Here is a 240-nt window from a genome sequence, read left to right on the forward strand (position 1 = left end):
TAGGATCATTGATCTTAGTCATCCAGCCACGGATATTGTATTTATAATCCATCTGCTGAAGGGGTGATCCTAAAGCAATACCCCCAACTTTTTTAGATTCTAATTGAGAGATTTCATTATAGGTATTCTGGGTAAGAATTTCTACAGGGTTACTATCTACCTGATGTCTGTGAACCAGCAGTCTGTTCTGATGGTCATATTCAAAGGTTTCTGTAATCACTCTTTCGGTATCGGTTGCCA

General features: G+C 38.8%; 1 protein-coding gene. It reads right to left on the minus strand.

The genetic code is table 11. The features are described 5' to 3' along the window. Window positions 1-240, minus strand: a 240-nt coding sequence (locus BOQ64_RS22870) for a hypothetical protein (RefSeq protein ID WP_164975887.1), incomplete at both ends; no start/stop codon positions are given.

Source organism: Chryseobacterium sp. CH25 (assembly GCF_004119455.1).
In the GTDB taxonomy this organism is placed as follows: Bacteria; Bacteroidota; Bacteroidia; order Flavobacteriales; family Weeksellaceae; genus Chryseobacterium.